Annotated in this window: 11 protein-coding genes; 6 read left to right on the forward strand and 5 right to left on the reverse strand. The window is 43.3% G+C overall.

All coding sequences use genetic code 11. The features are described from left to right. Positions 1–222: 222 nt before the first annotated feature. The 4 genes from DW121_RS01415 to DW121_RS01425 form a co-directional block, all read right to left on the reverse strand. Positions 223–2,325 carry a glycoside hydrolase 43 family protein gene (locus tag DW121_RS01415; protein ID WP_117711073.1) on the reverse strand — a complete coding sequence of 701 codons (2,103 nt, stop codon included), beginning with the start codon at positions 2,323–2,325 and terminating at the stop codon, positions 223–225. A 30-nt stretch (positions 2,326–2,355) separates the two neighbouring features. After that, on the reverse strand, positions 2,356–2,751 hold the full coding sequence (locus DW121_RS15765) for a fibronectin type III-like domain-contianing protein (RefSeq protein ID WP_233555753.1): 396 nt from the start codon (positions 2,749–2,751) through the stop codon (positions 2,356–2,358). Continuing rightward, positions 2,730–4,718: a glycoside hydrolase family 3 protein gene (locus DW121_RS01420; protein ID WP_233555754.1), complete on the reverse strand. Its 1,989-nt coding sequence runs from the start codon at positions 4,716–4,718 to the stop codon at positions 2,730–2,732. Before DW121_RS01420 ends, DW121_RS15765 begins: the two co-directional genes overlap by 22 nt. 160 nt (positions 4,719–4,878) lie before the next feature. Continuing rightward, positions 4,879–8,742, reverse strand: a complete 3,864-nt coding sequence (locus tag DW121_RS01425) for a hybrid sensor histidine kinase/response regulator transcription factor (protein WP_233555755.1) — start codon at positions 8,740–8,742, stop codon at positions 4,879–4,881. Positions 8,743–9,112: 370 nt separating this feature from the next. On the opposite strand from DW121_RS01425, the gene DW121_RS15770 reads away from it, so the two are divergent. From DW121_RS15770 to DW121_RS01445, 4 genes are all read left to right on the forward strand, one after another. Further along, positions 9,113–9,400 carry a hypothetical protein gene (locus DW121_RS15770; RefSeq protein WP_233555756.1) on the forward strand — a complete coding sequence of 96 codons (288 nt, stop codon included), beginning with the start codon at positions 9,113–9,115 and terminating at the stop codon, positions 9,398–9,400. Then, the gene (locus DW121_RS15775) at positions 9,401–9,844 is read left to right on the forward strand and encodes a helix-turn-helix domain-containing protein (protein ID WP_233555757.1); all 444 of its coding nucleotides are present in this window, start codon (positions 9,401–9,403) and stop codon (positions 9,842–9,844) included. A 537-nt stretch (positions 9,845–10,381) separates the two neighbouring features. Continuing rightward, the gene (gene uxuA, locus DW121_RS01440) at positions 10,382–11,572 is read left to right on the forward strand and encodes a mannonate dehydratase (RefSeq protein WP_118322876.1); all 1,191 of its coding nucleotides are present in this window, start codon (positions 10,382–10,384) and stop codon (positions 11,570–11,572) included. Between the two features lie 44 nt (positions 11,573–11,616). Next, the gene (locus DW121_RS01445; RefSeq protein ID WP_117711069.1) at positions 11,617–12,432 is read left to right on the forward strand and encodes an SDR family oxidoreductase; all 816 of its coding nucleotides are present in this window, start codon (positions 11,617–11,619) and stop codon (positions 12,430–12,432) included. Between the two features lie 60 nt (positions 12,433–12,492). Here DW121_RS01445 and DW121_RS01450 read toward each other — a convergent pair whose 3' ends face one another. Beyond that, the gene (locus DW121_RS01450) at positions 12,493–15,273 is read right to left on the reverse strand and encodes an ATP-binding protein (protein WP_118322877.1); all 2,781 of its coding nucleotides are present in this window, start codon (positions 15,271–15,273) and stop codon (positions 12,493–12,495) included. Between the two features lie 182 nt (positions 15,274–15,455). Between DW121_RS01450 and DW121_RS01455 the strand changes: the two genes are divergently transcribed. Next, the gene (locus DW121_RS01455) at positions 15,456–18,164 is read left to right on the forward strand and encodes a TonB-dependent receptor (protein WP_118322878.1); all 2,709 of its coding nucleotides are present in this window, start codon (positions 15,456–15,458) and stop codon (positions 18,162–18,164) included. Between the two features lie 55 nt (positions 18,165–18,219). Then, the gene (locus tag DW121_RS01460; protein WP_118322879.1) at positions 18,220–19,383 is read left to right on the forward strand and encodes a hypothetical protein; all 1,164 of its coding nucleotides are present in this window, start codon (positions 18,220–18,222) and stop codon (positions 19,381–19,383) included. Positions 19,384–19,747 lie beyond the last annotated feature (364 nt).

A 19,747-nucleotide genomic window follows, 5' to 3' on the forward strand; every position in this document is an offset into this window, starting at 1 on the left:
ATGGTAAAAGATTCTATGGCTATCATCCGAAATGTGAATGGTATGCCAAGATTATGCGTAAATAATTTATAAGTATTTTCCCCTACCCGTTCAAAAACAGCAATCCCCCTGCTCTATTCCGGAGTAAGGGGATTAGGATATCTAAAGGAGACGGTATACTACCGTCTTGCCTATGTAATCCTAGTAATTCTCTTTATTTCTTGCTTTTGATTGTAAATAATGCTATTGAGGATTAACGACTTCCCAAGTAAGGACAGTCCCGTCTTTGCGATTAGGCATTGTTCCCGGCCAATCGGCTGAATAAGGTTCATCTGTACGGGCGTCTATTCCTATGAATCGATTGGTTTTTAATGATAGAAGCATACATTGTCCTCGTAACATATCTTGCCACATGAAAAGACTGCCTTCCGATTCTTGCTTCAATAAACGTACATCGGCAGCAATACCTGTACCTACAACGGTTACGAACCCGCTACCGTTCAAAGCTTCCAACACAACGCGTCCTTGACCTCGGTCGTGCACCCGAAACAAGCAGGCATCTGTATTGTAGGTTTTACTTCCGGGTTTGGAGCTGTCCAGCATACCCCGATAATTTGCCCATACCTGATTTCCGGAACCATAATTTGTCATCCGAATAACCTTTCCGAGTGGAAGGTTTTGTGAGCGGTCTGCTAAGGGTTCTTGTAAAACAAAATCATCGAATTGAGCATAGCCGCCCTCTTTTCCTCGTTCGTTGTAGGCAAAAAGTGCATAACGCGTGCCTTGAAAGGTTTTTAATTGGTAAGGCATTAATATACTGTCCCCCACATTTATGAAATCTTTTCCATTAAGACTGTAACTTAATTGGGCAATATCTTCATCAAAATTACCGAAAGCACGCAAGTAAATTTTCAAATTATTTAATGGTTTGTCAATTGTTTCATCCTTCAATTGATCATACCAACGTAGAGTATAGCCTTTTTCATCTCGTACAACACCAATCCAAGCGTACGGCTGATTCATCAATGCCAACCCGGCAATATCTCCCGGTTTGAGTTTTGCCGCATCTAGAGTAACTGTTGCGTACGAATCCGGTCCGATACCTCTTTGTGTCAAACTGTTTTTTGCCCATATAAAATGGTCAGCCGGCATTGTATACAAACGCAAGACACCTTTATTCTTGTCTAATAACCATTTTTTATTGTTGGGTTCATGACTCCACTGCCACACAGGATTCAATTTATAGCCATTGAAATTGTCATTTCTGACAAAAGGCGCATGTGGTTTCACATCGACATCCACGTTCGGTTTGTACCAGGTTCGTGGAGTACGCCCTAAGTTTCCTTCAAGTCCAAAATACGGCCATCCATCAACCCAGGTTATAGGTGAGATGCAGGTTGTACGTCCTACTGATCGAAAGTCTAACATGGAGAAACCCCACCATTCGCCGTTGGGTAAATCGATAATACCCCCTTGGTGCAAAGGAGCTGCAGCGTAGCTATATTCTAAAGGTTTCCAAACATCAAATTTATCACCGGGAGCATGCATCTTTTCCTGCCACATGATACCATCGTTAACTCGGTACCCGCGTTTTGTTCCGAATGTTTCTTTCGTGCTGATAACCCGTGTCTCGTACGGACCGTTGATATGGTCGGCACGCGCGCATTGCATCCGTCCAATGGGTGCATAGTTTGCACTAAATATGAAGTATTTACCATTTATCTTGTAGAAATGATGTCCTTCGCTCATCGCATTTCCTCCATGCACAATTACACGTTTACTACCTTCTACAATACCTGAAAAATCGGGTTTTAGTTCGATCAACTGAACCGTATCATAGCCATAGACAGCATAAATCCTTCCATCATCATCAAACAAAACAGACAGGTCGTAAGTGATTTGTCCACCAAACTTGATGTGCTCCCAAGATCCTGCTGGATCTTCAGCAATAAAAATTTGTAAGCCGTGATTGTTTACATTCGAGAAGATGTAGAATTTCCCATTATGATAGCGAAGACATGGAGCCCAGATTCCTTGTCCATATTCTTCCTTACCTTCTTCGAGACGAAATTCCGGACCGAGATTTAGTTTTTCAAAAACATAACTGAGAAACTCCCAATTGACTAAGTCTTTGGAACGATACATCGCTAAGCCTGGCATAGAGTGCATACTCGTGCCTGTCATGTAAAAATATTCACCTACGCGAATCATGTCGGGATCGGAAAACTCGTCGTAAAATAAGGGGTTGGTAAATGTACCATTGCCATTGTCTGCCGTCCACGACTGTGCCGACAGGGAAAAATTCCCTGCCAGCACGAATATCAGATATATTATTATTTGTCTCATAAGATATTTTCAGGCTATTTAGACTGGACTTTATTTTACAATAACTTGCTTATTTATTGACAAATAAGTATCTCTTAATTTCATTTTAACAGATTCTCCGGTGAGTGAAATTTGTTCATTCAATCGAAGATCTTCGGAAGAGGTTCCTATCTTGAATTCATAGTCACCCGGCTCAATCACATATCCACCACCTATGAAGTGTGCTAATTGTTGAGGAGAAACCGAGAATGTAACGTTTTTACTTTCGCCCGGATTAAGTTCTACACGAGTAAATCCTTTCAGTTGGATTGGTTTCAAAGGTTGTCCCGATTTAGGAGAAACATACAGTTGTACGATTTCTGTTCCGGCAACAGATCCGGCATTTTTAATTTTGCAAGTAATATCAAAGAAATTGCTATTGGTTTTTACCTTTTCAGGAATAGCCATGTCGCTGTATTCGAAAGAAGTGTATGAAAGTCCGTAACCAAAAGGATAAGCAATGTTGTCATTGGCACATCCGCTGTTATAGCAGATTTCTTCTTTCTTATCGATTTTAGGATAAGTAACACTAATTTTCCTGAAGGATTAACGTTGCCCAATAGTACGTCTGCCACGGCATTTCCTCCTTCCTCGCCGGGAAACCAAGCATGCAAAATAGCGGCACAATCGTCAGCAATATCGCCAAGAGGCATAGGGCGCCCCCCGAACATCACCAATACGACTGGCTTGCCTGTTGCTATAAGTTCTTGCAGGAAACGCTCTTGATCACCCGGTAGGCGAATACCATTTCGATTGCGAGCTTCACCTACCAGTAGCGTATTTTCTCCCAAAGCAGCAACTATAACATCACTTTTGGAAGCCAAATTAATAGCTTTATTCCAATCCGTTGGGTCGGAAGACTCGGCGAGCATCAAGTCTAACTTTTGAGTACGAGGGTCTCCTGAACGGACAATCGAAACCTCATTTTTTGCACTCCAATCGCATCCGCGTTCGTATCCCAGCATAAAATTAGTACCTGCTTTCTCTTTTAATGCATCATATAAACAGACTATCTTTGGGTCATTAGGATCAATTTCTCCTCCCCACCAGAATGCTTGCATAGACTGATAGGTATAATCGCCCAACATACACCAGAATGTGTTGGCATTAGGTCCAACCAACGCAATCATTTTATTTTCTTTTTTAAGCGGAAGCGTACCATCGTTTTTAAGCATAACGATAGATTGACAAGCCAATTCGTAGGCTGTCTTACGATCAGCCGGAGGATCCAAATTCAGGTTTCCTTCTTGGTATAGATTCGGATTTTTATCTAACAAGCCTAATCGTGCTTTAAGTGTCAATGCTAATTTTACAGCTTTTTCAAAACGAATTTCATCAATCAAGCCCTTTTCAAGTAATTCGGGGAGAAACTGATAATTGCTGTTCGATGGAAGTTCGATGTCATTTCCTGCATTCAGAGATTTAGCTGCTGTTACCTTCAACTTCTCGTGATCACTTTGGCTCAAATAACCTACCGCACCGTAATCACTTACGACTAGACCATCAAATTCCAAATATCCTCTTAGAATCTGATTCAACAGTGTGTCGCTAGCAACAGCGGGTTCACTTTTGAAATTACCATAAGAGGTCATTACTACTTTACTCCCATATTGGCGCATTGCCACTTCGTGAGGGAAAAGAATTTCTTCGTAAATCTCTTTCCAAGATAATTTTGAACCTCCTCCATAACCTAACAAGTGTTTGGTACATGCGGCAATTCCGTTTTTCCAATCTCCATTCTGAAGTCCATCTACAAATGCTCCCCCCATTACAGCAGTGAGATAAGGGTCTTCTCCATACGATTCTTCGAGACGTGCCCAATGTGCTGAGCGGATAATGTCTACCATGGGAGAAAGAGCAAATGTACCTCCAACAGCACGCATTGTTTTGGCAGTTTGTTGTGTTTTCAGACGAGCCAGTTCAGGATTCCATGTACAAGCTACGCCCAATTGTTGTGGATAGATAGTTGCACCTTTTGCAGCCATCCCACTGATGGCTTCTTCATGGAAAATGGCCGGAATGCCATGTGGAGTTTCGTTGATAAGATAATTTTGCAAATCACGAACAAAATCACGTAGTTCGTTAGCACTCATATCCAAGGCGCATGCATACTGACAGATATGACCGACTCCGTGTGGTATTTTTTCCCTGCATTTTTCCAATGATAATTTGCCATTGGTCATTAACGCTCCCGGTCGAAGACCAAAAATCTGAGCGGCACGTTCTTCGACCGTCATTTTGTTATACAACTCATCTACCTGTTTTTGTATTTCAGGTGTCTGATAGTCGAAATTTTTAGTAGCTTTGTTTGACAAAGCATTCGCACAACCCATTAATGCAAATGCTATTGAAGCCAAAAATAATACTTTTCTCATTTTCATTATATTTTTGATGTTAAAATCTTACTGCAAAGGACGGAGTATCACAGGAAAAACAGTACAGCTTTTCATTATTTTGCTAATGATATTTGTGATAATTGCGCAAATGGGAATGGCAAATCTATTTCAATAAGATAGATTTACCCCAAAAGAAGGGTTAGTTGAGTAAATCAACCGGAGGTTTACCAAAATGTTTTTTGAAGGCCGAACCAAAGTAGTTTGCACTGGAAAATCCGCATAATTCACTAACTTCGGTTACCGTGTATTTCTTCGATTGCAAAAGTTCCACGGCATGATTAAGCCGTACGGTTTTGATGAGTTCTATCGGTGATTGTCCTGTTAAGGATTTAAGTTTGTTGTACAAAAGGGAAGAACTCACATTCATCATGGAAGCAAATTCGTCACGACTAAATTCGCTATTTGAGAAGTTCTCTTCTACAACTTGCAATGCCTTTTTTACAAATGCATCATTCAATTCATTTACAAATATTGGAGACTTTTTATCAATGGGTTTAATCAACTTTAAGATTTTCTCCCGAACCATCTCTCTATTTATCAAAATGGTGTTTATTCGCTGTGTGAAAACAGCCATATCAAAAGGCTTTGTTACATAATCATCAGCACCCAAACCTAAACCCTCCAATTCTTTTGCCTTATCAGATAAGGCTGTCAGCAAAATAACCGGAATGTGAGAAGTTTCGAAAGTTGATTTTATGCGTTTACACAGATCGAAGCCATTCATCTCGGGCATCATAATGTCAGATATTATGAGATTTGGAGCTTTCTTATTAATCAGATTCCATGCTTCTGAACCATTACCCGCTGTTTGTATATTATATATATCTTGTAAAGAAACTTTTAAGAAGCTACGCAACTCATCGTTATCTTCAACAATCAAGACATTCATCTTAGACTCGGGAGTGGAAACCTCGTCAATTTCAAAGGATTTTTTTGAGTTTGTTTCAATACTGGAAATCATTAGGTCTGGGTTATAAGTCCTCTTGTATGGTATCTCGATACTGAAAGTGGAGCCTACATTTTCTTTACTTTTTAGCAAAACTTTACCCTGATGCATGGTAACATAATCCCGTATCAACAATAACCCAATTCCCGAACCTATTATCTTTAAGTTTATAGCATTCTCTCCTCTATAAAACTCTCGAAATAAACTATTAATCTCATTCTTCGAGATTCCTATACCATAATCTTGTACACTTAGTTTCCATCCCTTGGGTTCGCACAACAGGTTTATATCGACTTTACTCCCATTATGTGAATATTTTATTGCATTCGAGAGTAAATTCTCAATCACTTTTTCTATTTTTTGCTCATCTATAGCGGTAAAGTATGTCTCTTGATTTGATACAAAATTCAAGTTGATTTGCTTTTCTTCTGCGGATGCACCATATAGCTTGACTTGTTGCCGAACCAACCATACTACATCCGCCATCGTGAGCGATAAATGTTCATTTCCTGTTTCTATTTTCTGAAAATCTAATAATTGCGTAGCAACCAACGATAATTTTTTAGATTGTTCCTTGGCCATATGGAGGTAATAATGCGATTTCTCCGATAGACCCTTATCTTTATCTATTTCATCAATCGGATTCTTTATCAAGGTTAAAGATGTACGAATATCATGTGCTATATTTATGAAAAACCGGATTTTATCCCTTGCATATCTTTGTTTCAATCTATCTGTATAAGATTTTATTATATACAAAATAAAGAGAAATATAACAATTATCACAATAAGATAGAACCACCACGTGTTCCAAAATGGAGGTGTTATTCGTATTTCAATTGTCCGTGAATCGATTACTCGTGAAAGCGAAGTGTCCATCATGCGTACATCAAGACGAAAATGTCCCGCAGGCAAATTCATATAACTGATGCCTGGATAAATAGAAGGTCGGCTCCAATCGGTATCTAATCCTTCCATTTTCCAAGAAAAACGATTCTCCGAAGATACTGTACCGGTAGGGATTAAATCTATCGAAATTGCGTTCTGATTATGCCTGAGTAAAAGATTAGTCTTTAAATTAACCGGAATACCTTGCAGTATTTGAGGATTCTCACGTATGGAACTACCCGAAACAAAGATGTCTTGAATGTATATTTTACTCTTATCCACTGTCTGCCTCGACAGTTCAGGATTAATAATAACCAAGCCATTGTTTGTACCCAACGCTAAACATCCGTCATTCAAAACAACATCAGAACGAGCATTGAAAGAAAGTCCCGATAAAGAATAGGGTAAAGAAAAGGGATATACTCTCATATTTTTGGGAGAGAAAAAGGATAAACCACCTTCTGTAACTACTAATAAGGAATCACCTACGGGTACAAGGCTATTAATAATATTTGACTGTAATCCCGAATCGGTCGTAATCGCCTGTATTTGGTGACTTTCGGGTTCATAACATAGCAAGCCTCCACTTGTAGCCAGCCACAACCGATCATCCATTAATTTGATGTCACCAAAAACATATCCGCTAAGTAAAACTTCACTTTCTCCACTCTCTTTGTCCAATAATTTCAGCTCAGTGGAGCTTGCTAATAACATTTTTCCTTTTTGCCATTCAGCAAAATAACCGATATTAACAGGTTTGTATGCTCTAAAGCGCTTCTCTTTTGTTAGATAACAAACGATATGGCTTTGCGTATCACCAATCCATAGATCGCCACTACTATCTTTGATAATATCTGTAATAAATCGGAGTGTAAAGTCGCTTAGTTTATTTATAACAGAAAAATGTTTGAGTATGCGACCACTTGTTCCATCTAACACGTAAATGCCTGACGAGAACGTGCCCGCCCAGATATTTCCCTCATCGTCCTCGCATAAGCCAGAAAAGACAGTCGTTTCTCCCTGTAAGTCATTGAGGTAGGTTTGCCAACGGTTATGCTTTCTGTTCCAACGGCTGATGCCATTGTTGGTGGACATCCATAATTCGCCCCGGTGGCTTTTGATAATACGATTTACGTTATTATCGATCAGTGAGTTAGTATTGTTCACTTTATGAGTAACATGAAGAACTGAAGGCGATTGTTCAGAAAAAGAGACACCGCCACTATAGGTCGCTACCCACAAGCGTTTATTTTTATCTATTAAAAGGTCGTACACTCCATTTCCACGAAGCGACGAGGGATTATCTGCTTCTTCACAATAAATATTTAAGACCTTCGTGCCATCTTTCGTTAATTCCCATATGCCCTTACCATCCACTCCAACAAGTAGCGTACTGTCGGTATTTTCTTTTATCACTAATATCGGTTGGCTTGAAGGAAAATTATGAGCTGTTACTTTATGAAATACTTTCGATGAAAAATTAACATAGAACAATCCTTCCGAAAACGTTCCCACCCACAACCGGTCTTGTTGGGCATCGTAAAATAAGCGCACAACATTATTCAGTCGAGTATCTTCCATGATATCAACGGACTGTAATCCTGAATGATTAATATGTACTTTTTCCACTTTGCCTTTGTAGGAGACAAATAACACTCCATCATCTGCTGACAATACATCCTGTACATTTTCACTTTCTTTCCCAATTTTTTCAATGGAATCACCCGTGTAACGATATAACCCGAAAGAGGAAGCAATCCAAAGAACATGATCAGCATCAATCGTTATTCGGTTTATGTTGACATATTTATTGCCTAACATTGCGCGTAAATCCATCTGTAATTGGAAACGGTCATAGAGACTATCGTACACAAAAATTTGTGCATTACTCGTATAAGCATACAATTGAGAGGCATATCCTACAAGTTTTATCGTCCCCACATCTGTGGTTACATAAGGTAGCGAATAGAGTTTGTAACTTCTTCCTGCCAACCTCAATATTCCTGTTTTCGATGAGCTCCAAATAAAGCCATTCTTATCCTCATAAAGTGAAGCCGTTTCACGAAAAGCAACACCATAAGCTGTATTGACACTTACGAATTTTACCTCGGAAGCCATCGATACAGTTACCTGTAAAACAAGTGATATGAAAAGGAAAAAGACTCTCATGGCGTGTTGCAAAAATAGTGATTTTTATAATATAAAAAAAAGAGATTGAGAGAAATTAGTAGCAATCATCCAAGATTATTTTACATTTTCCAGTGCCACTCAAACACCATAAAATTAGTTCACTTGGTATTCGTGTGCCTTTCCCCGAATTATTTCAACTATCTAGTAAGGAACGGAACGGGGGAAACGGCCATCAATCATATACGCCGCACCGTTGTCGATCTCGTGAAGGGCAAGCTGGCAAAAGGGGACTCCATTAAAGAAAAAACATACTAACTGGGCTTCAAATACCCGCACACCTGACCCGTATGTTCAAGCGGTACACAGGGGAGACACCGCAGGAATTTTGTAACCGTATCAGGAAGAAAGTATGAACCGGATATTGAAAGTACAATCGGTTGGCGATTACAGCGCATTCGTCGGACATGTAGATACGCATCAGCTTGTCTCTGTGATTGACTATGCGGAAGTTTCACTCATCTTACATACCAAATCCGATTTTTTCGTCTATGCGCTCTTTTTGCCGGACGATACCTTGGAAGACCTTACCTATGGGCATAGCGGATATGGTTATGAAAAAGGCACGCTGGTGTGCGTGGCCCCGGGACGAACCGGAGGCGTGGATTATAACGGGAAACGGTTCAACCGTCGGGGATAGGTGCTGCTGTTCCATCCCGATTTGTTAAAAGACTCTCCGCTGGAACATTCCATGAAAGAATACTCTTTTTTCCAGTATCAGACGAACGAGGCGCTGCACATGACCGAAAACGAGCGGAAAATCTATCTTTCACTTCTGCTTCAGCTCCGAAGAACGCTCGGACAAAACAACAATAAATACCGCGATTCGATAATAGTCACGTATATAGAGCTGATCCTCAAATATTGCAAGCGGTTTTACGACCGTCAGTTTACCGCCCGAGAAGCGAGCAATCATGATTTGTTGAAGCGCTTCAACAATCTTCTTACAGCTTATTTGAATAGCGAGAGACTCGTTGCCGCTTATGATTTGGGGTTTGAGTATCCGCAACATCTCAGTCGGCTGTTCAAGAAATATACGAAGCAGGCTCCTTCGGAATATCAGAACAAGATGCAAAAACAGTAACTTTATATCTTTCAAATAAATTGTAAGAGTTAATGTAAAATAAACATTGAAGCCACAGGCTGATGTTTGCTCAGGACTTCCATTGACATATCTAGAGAAAGTTTCATTTGTGTATTCTTTGGCAAAAGTACCATAATTATTAATCTTTTGTCATTACTAAAAAAGCAAATTGAATTTGTATTTAAGTTGTTGAGAAATTCATTTCCAACAAAAACCACGAAAACAATTAATTCTACCGAAAAACACATTATCTTTGCAGAGTTATTTGAGTTGTTTGACAGCATGAGAATCATAGTGTATCAAAGCACTTTACCTGTTTCTTATCCATTGCCCATTCTCATACGAGATTCTTTTAATATATTAGTAGTCAACTAAAAACCTTTAGACTACATCAAATATACCAATAATAGTAATCGCTTTCTTTTGATACACGCAAATATTTGCAAATATCCTGCAAATATCCGTCTATCCTCGAACTGTTTTAGTGGCTATATTTGCAGCAAATAATCATTTTAAATCATTAATACAAAAAGAAGTATGGAAAAGACTTGGAGATGGTTCGGTAAGAAAGACAAGATAACACTCGATATGCTTCGTCAAATCGGCGTGGAAGGTATAGTTACCGCCCTGCACGATGTGCCCAATGGCGAAATATGGACAGAAGAAGCTATCAACGATTTAAAAAAATATATTGAATCCTACGGCTTACGTTGGTCTGTTGTGGAGAGCCTGCCCGTATGCGAGGCCATTAAGTATGCAGGACCGGAACGCGAACAGCTAATAGAAAACTATAAAGTCAGTCTCGCCAATTTGGGTAAATGCGGTGTAAAGACTGTATGCTATAACTTTATGCCCGTTATCGATTGGATACGCACCGATTTACAACACCCCTGGGCGGACGGCACTTCATCGCTCTATTTCGACCGGGTACGTTTTGCTTATTTCGACCTGCGCATTCTTCAACGCGAAGGGGCTGAGAAAGACTATTCGGCAGAAGAGCTGGCTAAGGTAGCCGAACTGGACAAAACCATTACCGAAGCCGAGAAAGAAAGCCTCATCGACACAATCATCGTAAAGACACAGGGATTCGTAAACGGCAATATCAAGGAAGGTGACAAGAATCCTGTGAACATCTTCAAGAACCTGCTGGCTCTATACAAAGGTATCGACCGCGACGCACTCCGCGAAAATATGCGGTATTTCCTTGCAGCTATCATGCCGGTATGCGAGGAGTACGGAGTAAATATGTGCGTACATCCCGACGATCCTCCTTTCCAAGTATTGGGTTTGCCGCGTATCGTGACCAACGAAGAGGACATTGCATGGTTCCTGAATGCCGTGGACAATCCTCACAACGGACTGACTTTCTGTGCCGGCTCGCTCAGCGCAGGAGAGCATAACGACACCCGCGAACTTGCCAAGAAATTTGCATCACGTACCCACTTTGTGCATCTGCGCAGCACTGCAGCCATGCCGGGCGGTAACTTTATAGAGAGCTCTCACCTGACAGGACGCGGACACCTTATCGACCTTATCCGTATCTTCGAGAAAGAGAACCCGAACCTGCCGATGCGTGTAGACCACGGACGAATGATGCTGGGCGATGAAAACAAAGGATACAATCCCGGATATTCATTCCATGGCCGTATGCTGGCATTGGCACAGGTAGAAGGCATGATGGCGGTAGTACAGGATGAGATGGGGAGTAAAATGAAGAATGAAGAATGAAGAACGAAAGATAAGAACGATAAATAAAAAAAGAAAGAAAAATTATGAACGAACAATTCAGTATTGCAGGTAAAGTGGCAGTCATCACCGGTGCAGGTGGTGTACTGGGTGGCAGCATTGCCAAGTGTTTTATGCAACAAGGTGCTAAGGTGGTGGCAGTAGACATCCGCCAAGAGCAACTGGACAAGCGTGTAGAAGAACTGAAAACATATGGTGAGGATGTAATCGGTATCGTGGGTAACGTACTGGACATAGCCAGTCTTGAAAAACTTGCCGATGATATTGTTGCCAAGTGGGGACGTATCGACATCCTGCTCAACATTGCCGGTGGAAATATGCCGGGCGCAACTTTGGCTCCCGACCAACACTTCTACGACATGGACATTGCCTGCTGGGAGAAAGTAACCAATCTGAATATGAACGGAACCGTTTATCCGTCTTTGGTATTCAGCAAAGTGATGGCAAAACAAGGCAAAGGATGTATCGTCAATGTGTCTTCAATGGCAGCTTACAGCGCTATTACCCGCGTACCGGGCTATTCGGCAGCCAAAACAGCCGTTGCCAACTTCACTCAATGGCTTGCCAGCGAACTGGCTCTGAAATACGGAGACGGTATCCGTGTCAACGCCATTGCTCCGGGCTTCTTCATCGGCGACCAGAACCGTGCCGTGCTCATCAATCCGGACGGCTCGCTGACCGACCGCAGCAAGAAAGTATTGGCAAAAACTCCGATGAAACGTTTCGGTGACATCAATGAGCTGAATGGTGCTGTACAGTTCCTATGCAGTGATGCCGCCAGCTTCGTCACAGGCGCATTGCTTCCTATTGACGGTGGTTTCAGCGCATTCAGCGGCGTATAAATCCATTCTTATAAAATGCACAAAAACAAAGGTATGTGTCGTGTGGCACATACCTTTTTTCTAAGCTATCGGTAACGTAAACCAAAAACACGCCCCTTTACCAGGTTCGCTATCCACACCGATTATGCCTCCCAACTGTTCAATAATACTCTTGCAGATAGGTAATCCTAATCCGGTACCATGCACAAAAGTATTCAGTTTGACAAAACGTTCAAAAATATCGGCCTGCTGTTCCCGACTGATACCTATCCCCGTATCAGCCACATAAAAGCGTAAATGGTTTGCATCCACCTGGTCATACCCTAAACGTATACTACCGGCTGATGTAAACTTTACCGCATTATTAATGAAGTTGAATAGAACCTGATTCAGACGGTTACGGTCGCTGACAATAATACACTCCGGCAAATGTCGTTCAAAAAGAATCTCCACTCCGGGCTGGGCTTTCATCTTCATGGTACGCACTATATCTTCACATAAGAAATTCACATCCAGTTCCTTGTGTACCAAGTCAAAAGTACCCGCTTCTATTTTTGAGAGGTCCAATATATCGGAAATAAGCTGCAACAATAGTTCATTATTCTCTTCCACAATCGCCATGTACTGTTCCCGCTCTTCGGGATTCTCATCTTGCAGCAACAAGCTGGAGAAGCCCACTATCGCATTCAGCGGGGTACGTATCTCATGGCTCATGTTGGCAAGGAAAGCACTCTTCAGCCTATCGGCGGTTTCCGCTTTCTCCTTGGCATCAATCAACATGGCTTCCGTTTCTTTCAGTTCCGTAATGTCGTAGTTCACGCCGATAAGTTCTATGATACCCTCTTCCGGTGCAAACTGATTCACCACTACATTGGTACGCACCCAGTTCCACTTGCCCTTCGTGCCCGGACGTAAGATGCGCATTTCACCTTTAAAGTTTTTGGCCTCACCGATACGCGCTTTATAGAAAAAGTCCAGCATCCGCTTTCTATCATCCGGATGCATCTTGCTATACACGCCGACAACCTCCGGCAATGAAGCGCTTTCGTCCTCACCCATATTTTTATACCATTGCTTAATGGCATAACCTTTCCTGTCCAGCAAATTCAGCTTGGCATAACCCACCTTTGCATAGTCGGAAATCAACAGGAAGAAGTTTTCAAAGTCACAGATACGGCTTAAAGCGTCTATGCGCTCGGTATTGTCTATATTAATCAGAGCATACCCGGTACAATTTCCGCTATTGTCATATAGCTTGCTGACTTTGGTATACAGATTTATTATATTACGCTTCGCAGAAGGATAATACCCCTCTATATTCTCAAATTCATAATCCAACCGGAAGTCCACTGCATCCAAAGCACGTATTTGTTCCGCCAGTTGGGGAGATATGTTCGGATTCTCAAACAGGTTAATGCCTATCACATCCGCTTTATCACGAATGCCGAATATCTCCATATTCTTATTATTGATATCCAGCAGGAATCCGTTCTTATCATAAATCTCCACTCCGGCAGGTATGTTGGCAAAGATATTCTTAAAAAGTTTCTCGCTGCGGTCCAAAGCCTGATGCGCTTGTACAGTATCGGTAGTGTCCAGATAGAGAGACATAACCTCATCATTTCCGGGAGAGTAGAGAACTGTATGACACACCCTCCCGGTATGTTCAAACGTCAAGTCTTGTTCTTTATGCAAACCGCCACCCAGCAGCTCTAACAGATAATTAAGCTTCTCAGTAGGGTCTCCATAGATTTCGGAAGCAGTCTTGCCGATAAAGTTTTCCACCGGCTTTCCCAAGAATTCTTCGAATCTCCGGTTCACGCTTGTCAGACGAAAGTCGCAAGGCATCCCCTCCTTATCACGTATAATGGACATACGCACATATCCCAAAGGCATATAATGAAATAGATTGCTAAGGAAATTACGTTCACGTACGGCATTATCTTTACTATTACGCAACTCTCTACAAATAGATACGATATTGGCAAGTGATACCAACCATTGATAATCCTCGTTTGTCCACAGTACCGAACGGTCCAGAATATCCACTCCTACAAAGCCCCATACATGGTCATTCACAATAAGAGGAACTATCATTAAGGCCTTAACGTTTTGCCGTACATATATACTGTACTCATAATCCGACATCCCGGGCATCCGTCTGATGCTCTCCAGCATTACAGGTTTGCCTTGCAGCAATTGCGTATTGCACCAAGGTAACATCTCTACAGAGAGATGTTGCATCCGTTCTTTCTCAGAATCCACCCCGGAGGCTGAAACCTCATAAGTACAGTTCAGAAAATCATGATCTGCAGTATATTCAAATATATACGCACGACCCGCATGGAAGAAATCAAGAATATCTTTCAATACATTATAAACAGCACCGTCCACTTCATCTTCTTTGAGGAAGCTAAAAAGTGATTGTGAAATGGAAGTCTGGCGGAAAAGCAAGTCATTGAGCCGACGCACAATATCTTTTTCCTGAAGATCCTGTGAAGTATTGAGTAACTGCACTATACCGAACACATGGACGGAACCGTCGGGAGCCACTTCCTTATAGCCCACACGTGAATTAACCCACCGCAGCTCGTCACGCACCATCACAGGATAGGTTTGCTCATACACATCGAGATAGAGCAAGGCTTTGTACTGGCGATCTATACGGTCGCGGTAGTCTTCGGGAATCATGCGGAAGAAATCATCAAAGGTTATCACCTCGCTCTCCAGTTCCAACAGTTCGCAGACATATTCCGAACACAGAAAGGTTTGTGTAGCAAAGTCTCCCTCCCACCAACCTATTCGTCCCAGCTTGCTCATTTTCAGAAAACGTTCACTATCATCCCTATCGGTAACTGCCATAATCTCTTTTTTTGAATTAAAGCAACAAATATAATTATTTATGATAAGAACAGCAACATTTCATTCTCAAAAGCCATGTAACAGAACCTTAATACTTTTGAAAGCATAATGTACACACTCCGTATCAAACACGTAACATCATCAGCGCATCTTTGCAGCGAATTAAGAAACGTATAAAAGAGATGAGCACGAAATTAGATTTAGGAAAGATTTTCTTCCTTATTTTATTCCTTACACTTTCTGCCATGACGGTCATGGCAGGTACCATCAAAGGTACTATCACCGACAGGCAGACCCGGGAGCCGCTGACCGGAGCTACCGTACAGATAGCGGGAACTACGCAAGGCGCCATCGCCGATATAGACGGCAACTACTCTCTGGATGTAAAAAACGGAACTTACACATTATCCATTAAATATGTAGGCTACAAAGACATCGTCATGAATAATGTAAAAACAGGCAATGCCGATGTCGTACTGAACTTTGAGCTGGAGAGCGACGCGCAGGCTCTGGGTGAAGTATCCGTAGTAGCCCGAAAGAACCTTGAAGGCGAACGTGCACTGCAAATGGAACGCCAAAACGCCACCCTCGCCATCGAGAACCTCGGTTCAAAGGAAATGGGCATCAAAGGCATCGGCAATGTGGAAGAAGGAGTAAAGAAGATTACAGGTATCTCCATTGCCGACGCAGGACAACTCATCGTGCGCGGACTGGGCGACCGGTACAGCACAACCACCCTGAACGGACTTCCCATAGCTTCTCCCAATCCCGACAACAAACTGATTCCGCTGGACCTCTTTCCATCGAGCACCGTACAGAACATCACCGTAAGCAAAGTATATAATGCGGAAGCCTTTGCCGACTATTCGGGCGCGCACATCGACATCAACACCAAAGAGAGTATCACCGAAGATTTCTTCAATATCAGTTTCAACACCGGCGGCAAGTTCAACACTTTGGGCAAAGACCGCTACCGGATGAACCGCAACGGCTCGCTGTTCAAGACTTCCGGTGTAGACCAAGCCGCACTCGATATGTCCCTGTCGGATTTTGACGACTATGTAAAGACCGGAAATATATTCGACACCTCGTTTGCCGTAAAGAAGAAATCATCCCTGCCGGACTTTGGCGGCAACCTCGGTTTCGGCAAGAACATCGGCATTGGCAACCAGACACTCAGCATACTGGCATCCGTAAGCGCCGGCAACGGCTATCAAAATATGGACAACGCCTTCTATAAAACTCTGGAAGCGACAGGCAATGTACAGGATAACTTCTCATACGACAGCTATGCACAAGAGTTGAAACTCGCGGCACTGGGACACGTAGGCTATACCCTGCGCCGACACGACCGCATCGGTTACACCTTTTTCTATGCACGCAATGCCGTAGACACTTACCAGCGCCGCGAAGGTATAGACGCAGAGGACCACGAACTGACCGGAAGCAACAGCATCACACATATCTACACCCTGCAGAACCACCAACTGAACGGGCTCCACAACTTCGGCGAGCGCGAACAGTGGGAACTGACTTGGGGCGGATCGTACAGCAAGACCGGAAGCGAAGAACCGGACAGACGCCAAGTGATGTACATCAAGAATGACGACGGCACACTCGGCCTCTTCAAGCTGAACCGCCAAGAAACCATGCGTTACTTCGGCAGCCTGGACGAGGAAGAATGGAACGGGAACCTCGCCATGCGCTGGAAATGGAGTGAAAACAACTTCCTGAAACTGGGTTTCAACTACAAAAACAAGAACCGCGACTACAAAGCAACCCGTTTCTACTACAACCTGAACAGGATTAATCCCGACATCACCGACATTTACGACACCGACGGTTTCCTGAACCAAGCAAACATTGCAGACGGGAACATAGTAGTACAGCGTGTGATGCAGCCCAAAGACAGTTACCGTGCAGGAAACGAAATCTACTCCGGCTACCTTCTGACCGACTTCTACCCTGTACCGGCATTACTGGTAAACCTCGGCGTGCGCTACGAGATAAGCAAACAATGGGTGAACTATGCCACCGACGGCGGCGACTGGTATGCCGAACGACGTAACTTGGACAAGAACGACTTCTTCCCCACCCTGAATCTGAAGTATGCAGTGAACGACGCCAACAGCATCCGTTTCTCCGCATCCCGCACCGTTACCCGTCCTTCATTCATCGAAATGGCCCCCTTTCTCTATCAGGAGTCTTACGGTTCGGCGCAAATCCGCGGTAACGATGAACTGCAAAACGGCTACAACTATAACTTTGACCTGCGCTACGAACGTTTCGGCAAGAACGGAGACATGATTTCACTGACCGGTTACTTCAAATACCTCGACAGCCCGATAGAACGCATCCAAGCATTGCAAGGCGGAGCCACACTCCACAGCTTCCGGAACGCGGACAACGGAATGGCTGCCGGTGTGGAAGTGGAGTTTCGCAAGCAACTGGTAAACGACCTGCGTCTGGGTGCTAACGTCAGCTATATGTACACCAACGTAAAATTGCCCGAAGGCGGCGCGTACACCAACAAAGAGCGTCCCTTGCAAGGCGCATCCCCCATTCTTGCCAATGCGGACCTCACCTACTCCCCCCGCTTCGGCGAAGAGCGGCAACTGAACCTCGCCTTGCTCTACAACCTGCAAGGCAGCCGCATCCATGCGGTAGGCGTGTCCAAGCTGGGGGACATCAAGCAACAAACCCTGCACACTCTGAACTTCAGCGCCGGCTACGACCTCAACAAGCACTTCAGCCTGAAGCTGCAAGTAAACGACCTGTTGAACCGCGACGTTATCTTCAAGCAGGAAGTACCCGTCACCGGCGAAGAGGTGGAAGTGGAACGCTATAAGAAAGGCGCCAACTTCGAGATAGGTTTCAGCTACAAACTATAAATCCTTTTAAATAGAGTATAAACAGACGAACAGTCAATTTAAAAACAACTGAATTATGAAAGCAATGAAATTGAAATTCTATTCTTTGGCTCTTGCAGCCGGAATGCTTACCCTCACCGCCTGCAGCGATGACAACAACGACAACAACGGTGACAAAGGTAATGAGATAGAAAACGGCAGTACCCTGAAAGGTACTATCACCGAAGACGTGACCCTGACGGCCGGCAGCACCTACAAGTTGAGCGGAGAATATATTGTAGAGGCGGGCGCCACACTGAACATTGAAGAAGGCGTAAAGATTATCTCCGTCTACGACAATATCGTAGACTATATTTTGGTGAAACAGGGCGCTAAAATCAATGCCGTAGGCACTCCCGACAAGCCCATCATCATGACCAGCGAAAAAGAAGAACCCGGTGCATGGGGCGGTATCCACATCTGCGGAAAGGCACACACCAACGCTGAAGGCGGTAAAGGAAGCTCTGAAATAGGCGGCGCCGTATATGGCGGCAATGATGATGCCGACAACTCCGGTACGTTGCAATACATCCGTTTGGAATATACCGGTTTTGCTTTCGACGAAGAGCATGAAGCCAACGGAATCTCCTTCTACGGTGTAGGCAGCGGTACAATCGTAGACCACTGCGAGGCTTACAAAGGTTCGGACGATGGTTTCGAGTTCTTCGGAGGTTCGGTAAATGTAAGCAATATGGTGGTGGTGAGTTGCAGCGACGACTCCTTCGACTGGACGGAAGGCTGGAACGGAAAAGGCACAGACCTCGTTGCCTATCAGGAAGCCAAAGCTACATTGGGCTACGACTGCGACTGCCTCATCGAAGCCGACAACAACGAAAACGACAATGCAGCCACTCCCGTATCGCATCCTGTACTCAAGAACCTCATTCTTGCAGGTAACGGCGAAAGCAAGCAGGGCATCCGCCTGCGCCGCGGTACTCAAGCCGACATAGACAATGCCAAAGTATGCGGTAAAGGCCAACCGCTGGTTGTAGAAAGCCCGTTAACGAATGCCGCACTGAAAAACGGTACTTCCAAACTGACCAATATGACCATCACCGCCGCATTGAAATCCGACGGAGACTACACCAATGATGACTTCACCGCCGTAACAAGCAACAAAGTAGACGAAGCTCTGTCATACGCTTCCTTCGATGCCATTAAAGCCGCATGCGACTGGATGAAGGGAAGCTGGGTAAAATAATAATTCTTCCGACTTAGCTCTTACGGCTTGACCTTTACGCTAAGGCACATTCTGTCATTCTGAACGAAGTGAAGAATCTCCTCTCTTAATCATGAGGAGAAGAGATTCTTCACTCCGTTCAGAATGACAGTTTCTTCAACTACCCCTTCTTCTGCTTCTTCAACTCCTTCTTCACATCCTGTACCTTAATACATCCGGATGTTTTTCATAAAAACATGGAGATGTTATAGAACAAAAGAACGAGATGTTGTGACCGCTCAATATAGGCCTCAAAGGTGCTAAGTCCTAATGAGAAAAGCAATAAAGGAACATCCATTAAAAACAATCTCAAGGAAAAAGAACATACTACCGAAAACTTCCTTAA

Source organism: Bacteroides sp. AM10-21B, assembly GCF_003472565.1.
GTDB lineage: Bacteria > Bacteroidota > Bacteroidia > Bacteroidales > Bacteroidaceae > Bacteroides > Bacteroides propionicigenes.

Excerpts from the sequence above, each read along its gene's own strand:
- DW121_RS01445 (WP_117711069.1), top strand. The coding sequence starts at position 11,617 with ATGAACGAACAATTCAGTATTGCAGGTAAAGTGGCAGTCATCACCGGT.
- DW121_RS01460 (WP_118322879.1), top strand. The coding sequence starts at position 18,220 with ATGAAAGCAATGAAATTGAAATTCTATTCTTTGGCTCTTGCAGCCGGA.
- DW121_RS01425 (WP_233555755.1), bottom strand. The coding sequence starts at position 8,742 with ATGAGAGTCTTTTTCCTTTTCATATCACTTGTTTTACAGGTAACTGTA.
- DW121_RS15765 (WP_233555753.1), bottom strand. The coding sequence starts at position 2,751 with ATGGCTATTCCTGAAAAGGTAAAAACCAATAGCAATTTCTTTGATATT.
- uxuA (WP_118322876.1), top strand. The coding sequence starts at position 10,382 with ATGGAAAAGACTTGGAGATGGTTCGGTAAGAAAGACAAGATAACACTC.
- DW121_RS01420 (WP_233555754.1), bottom strand. The coding sequence starts at position 4,718 with ATGAGAAAAGTATTATTTTTGGCTTCAATAGCATTTGCATTAATGGGT.
- DW121_RS01455 (WP_118322878.1), top strand. The coding sequence starts at position 15,456 with ATGAGCACGAAATTAGATTTAGGAAAGATTTTCTTCCTTATTTTATTC.
- DW121_RS01415 (WP_117711073.1), bottom strand. The coding sequence starts at position 2,325 with ATGAGACAAATAATAATATATCTGATATTCGTGCTGGCAGGGAATTTT.
- DW121_RS01450 (WP_118322877.1), bottom strand. The coding sequence starts at position 15,273 with ATGGCAGTTACCGATAGGGATGATAGTGAACGTTTTCTGAAAATGAGC.
- DW121_RS15770 (WP_233555756.1), top strand. The coding sequence starts at position 9,113 with ATGAACCGGATATTGAAAGTACAATCGGTTGGCGATTACAGCGCATTC.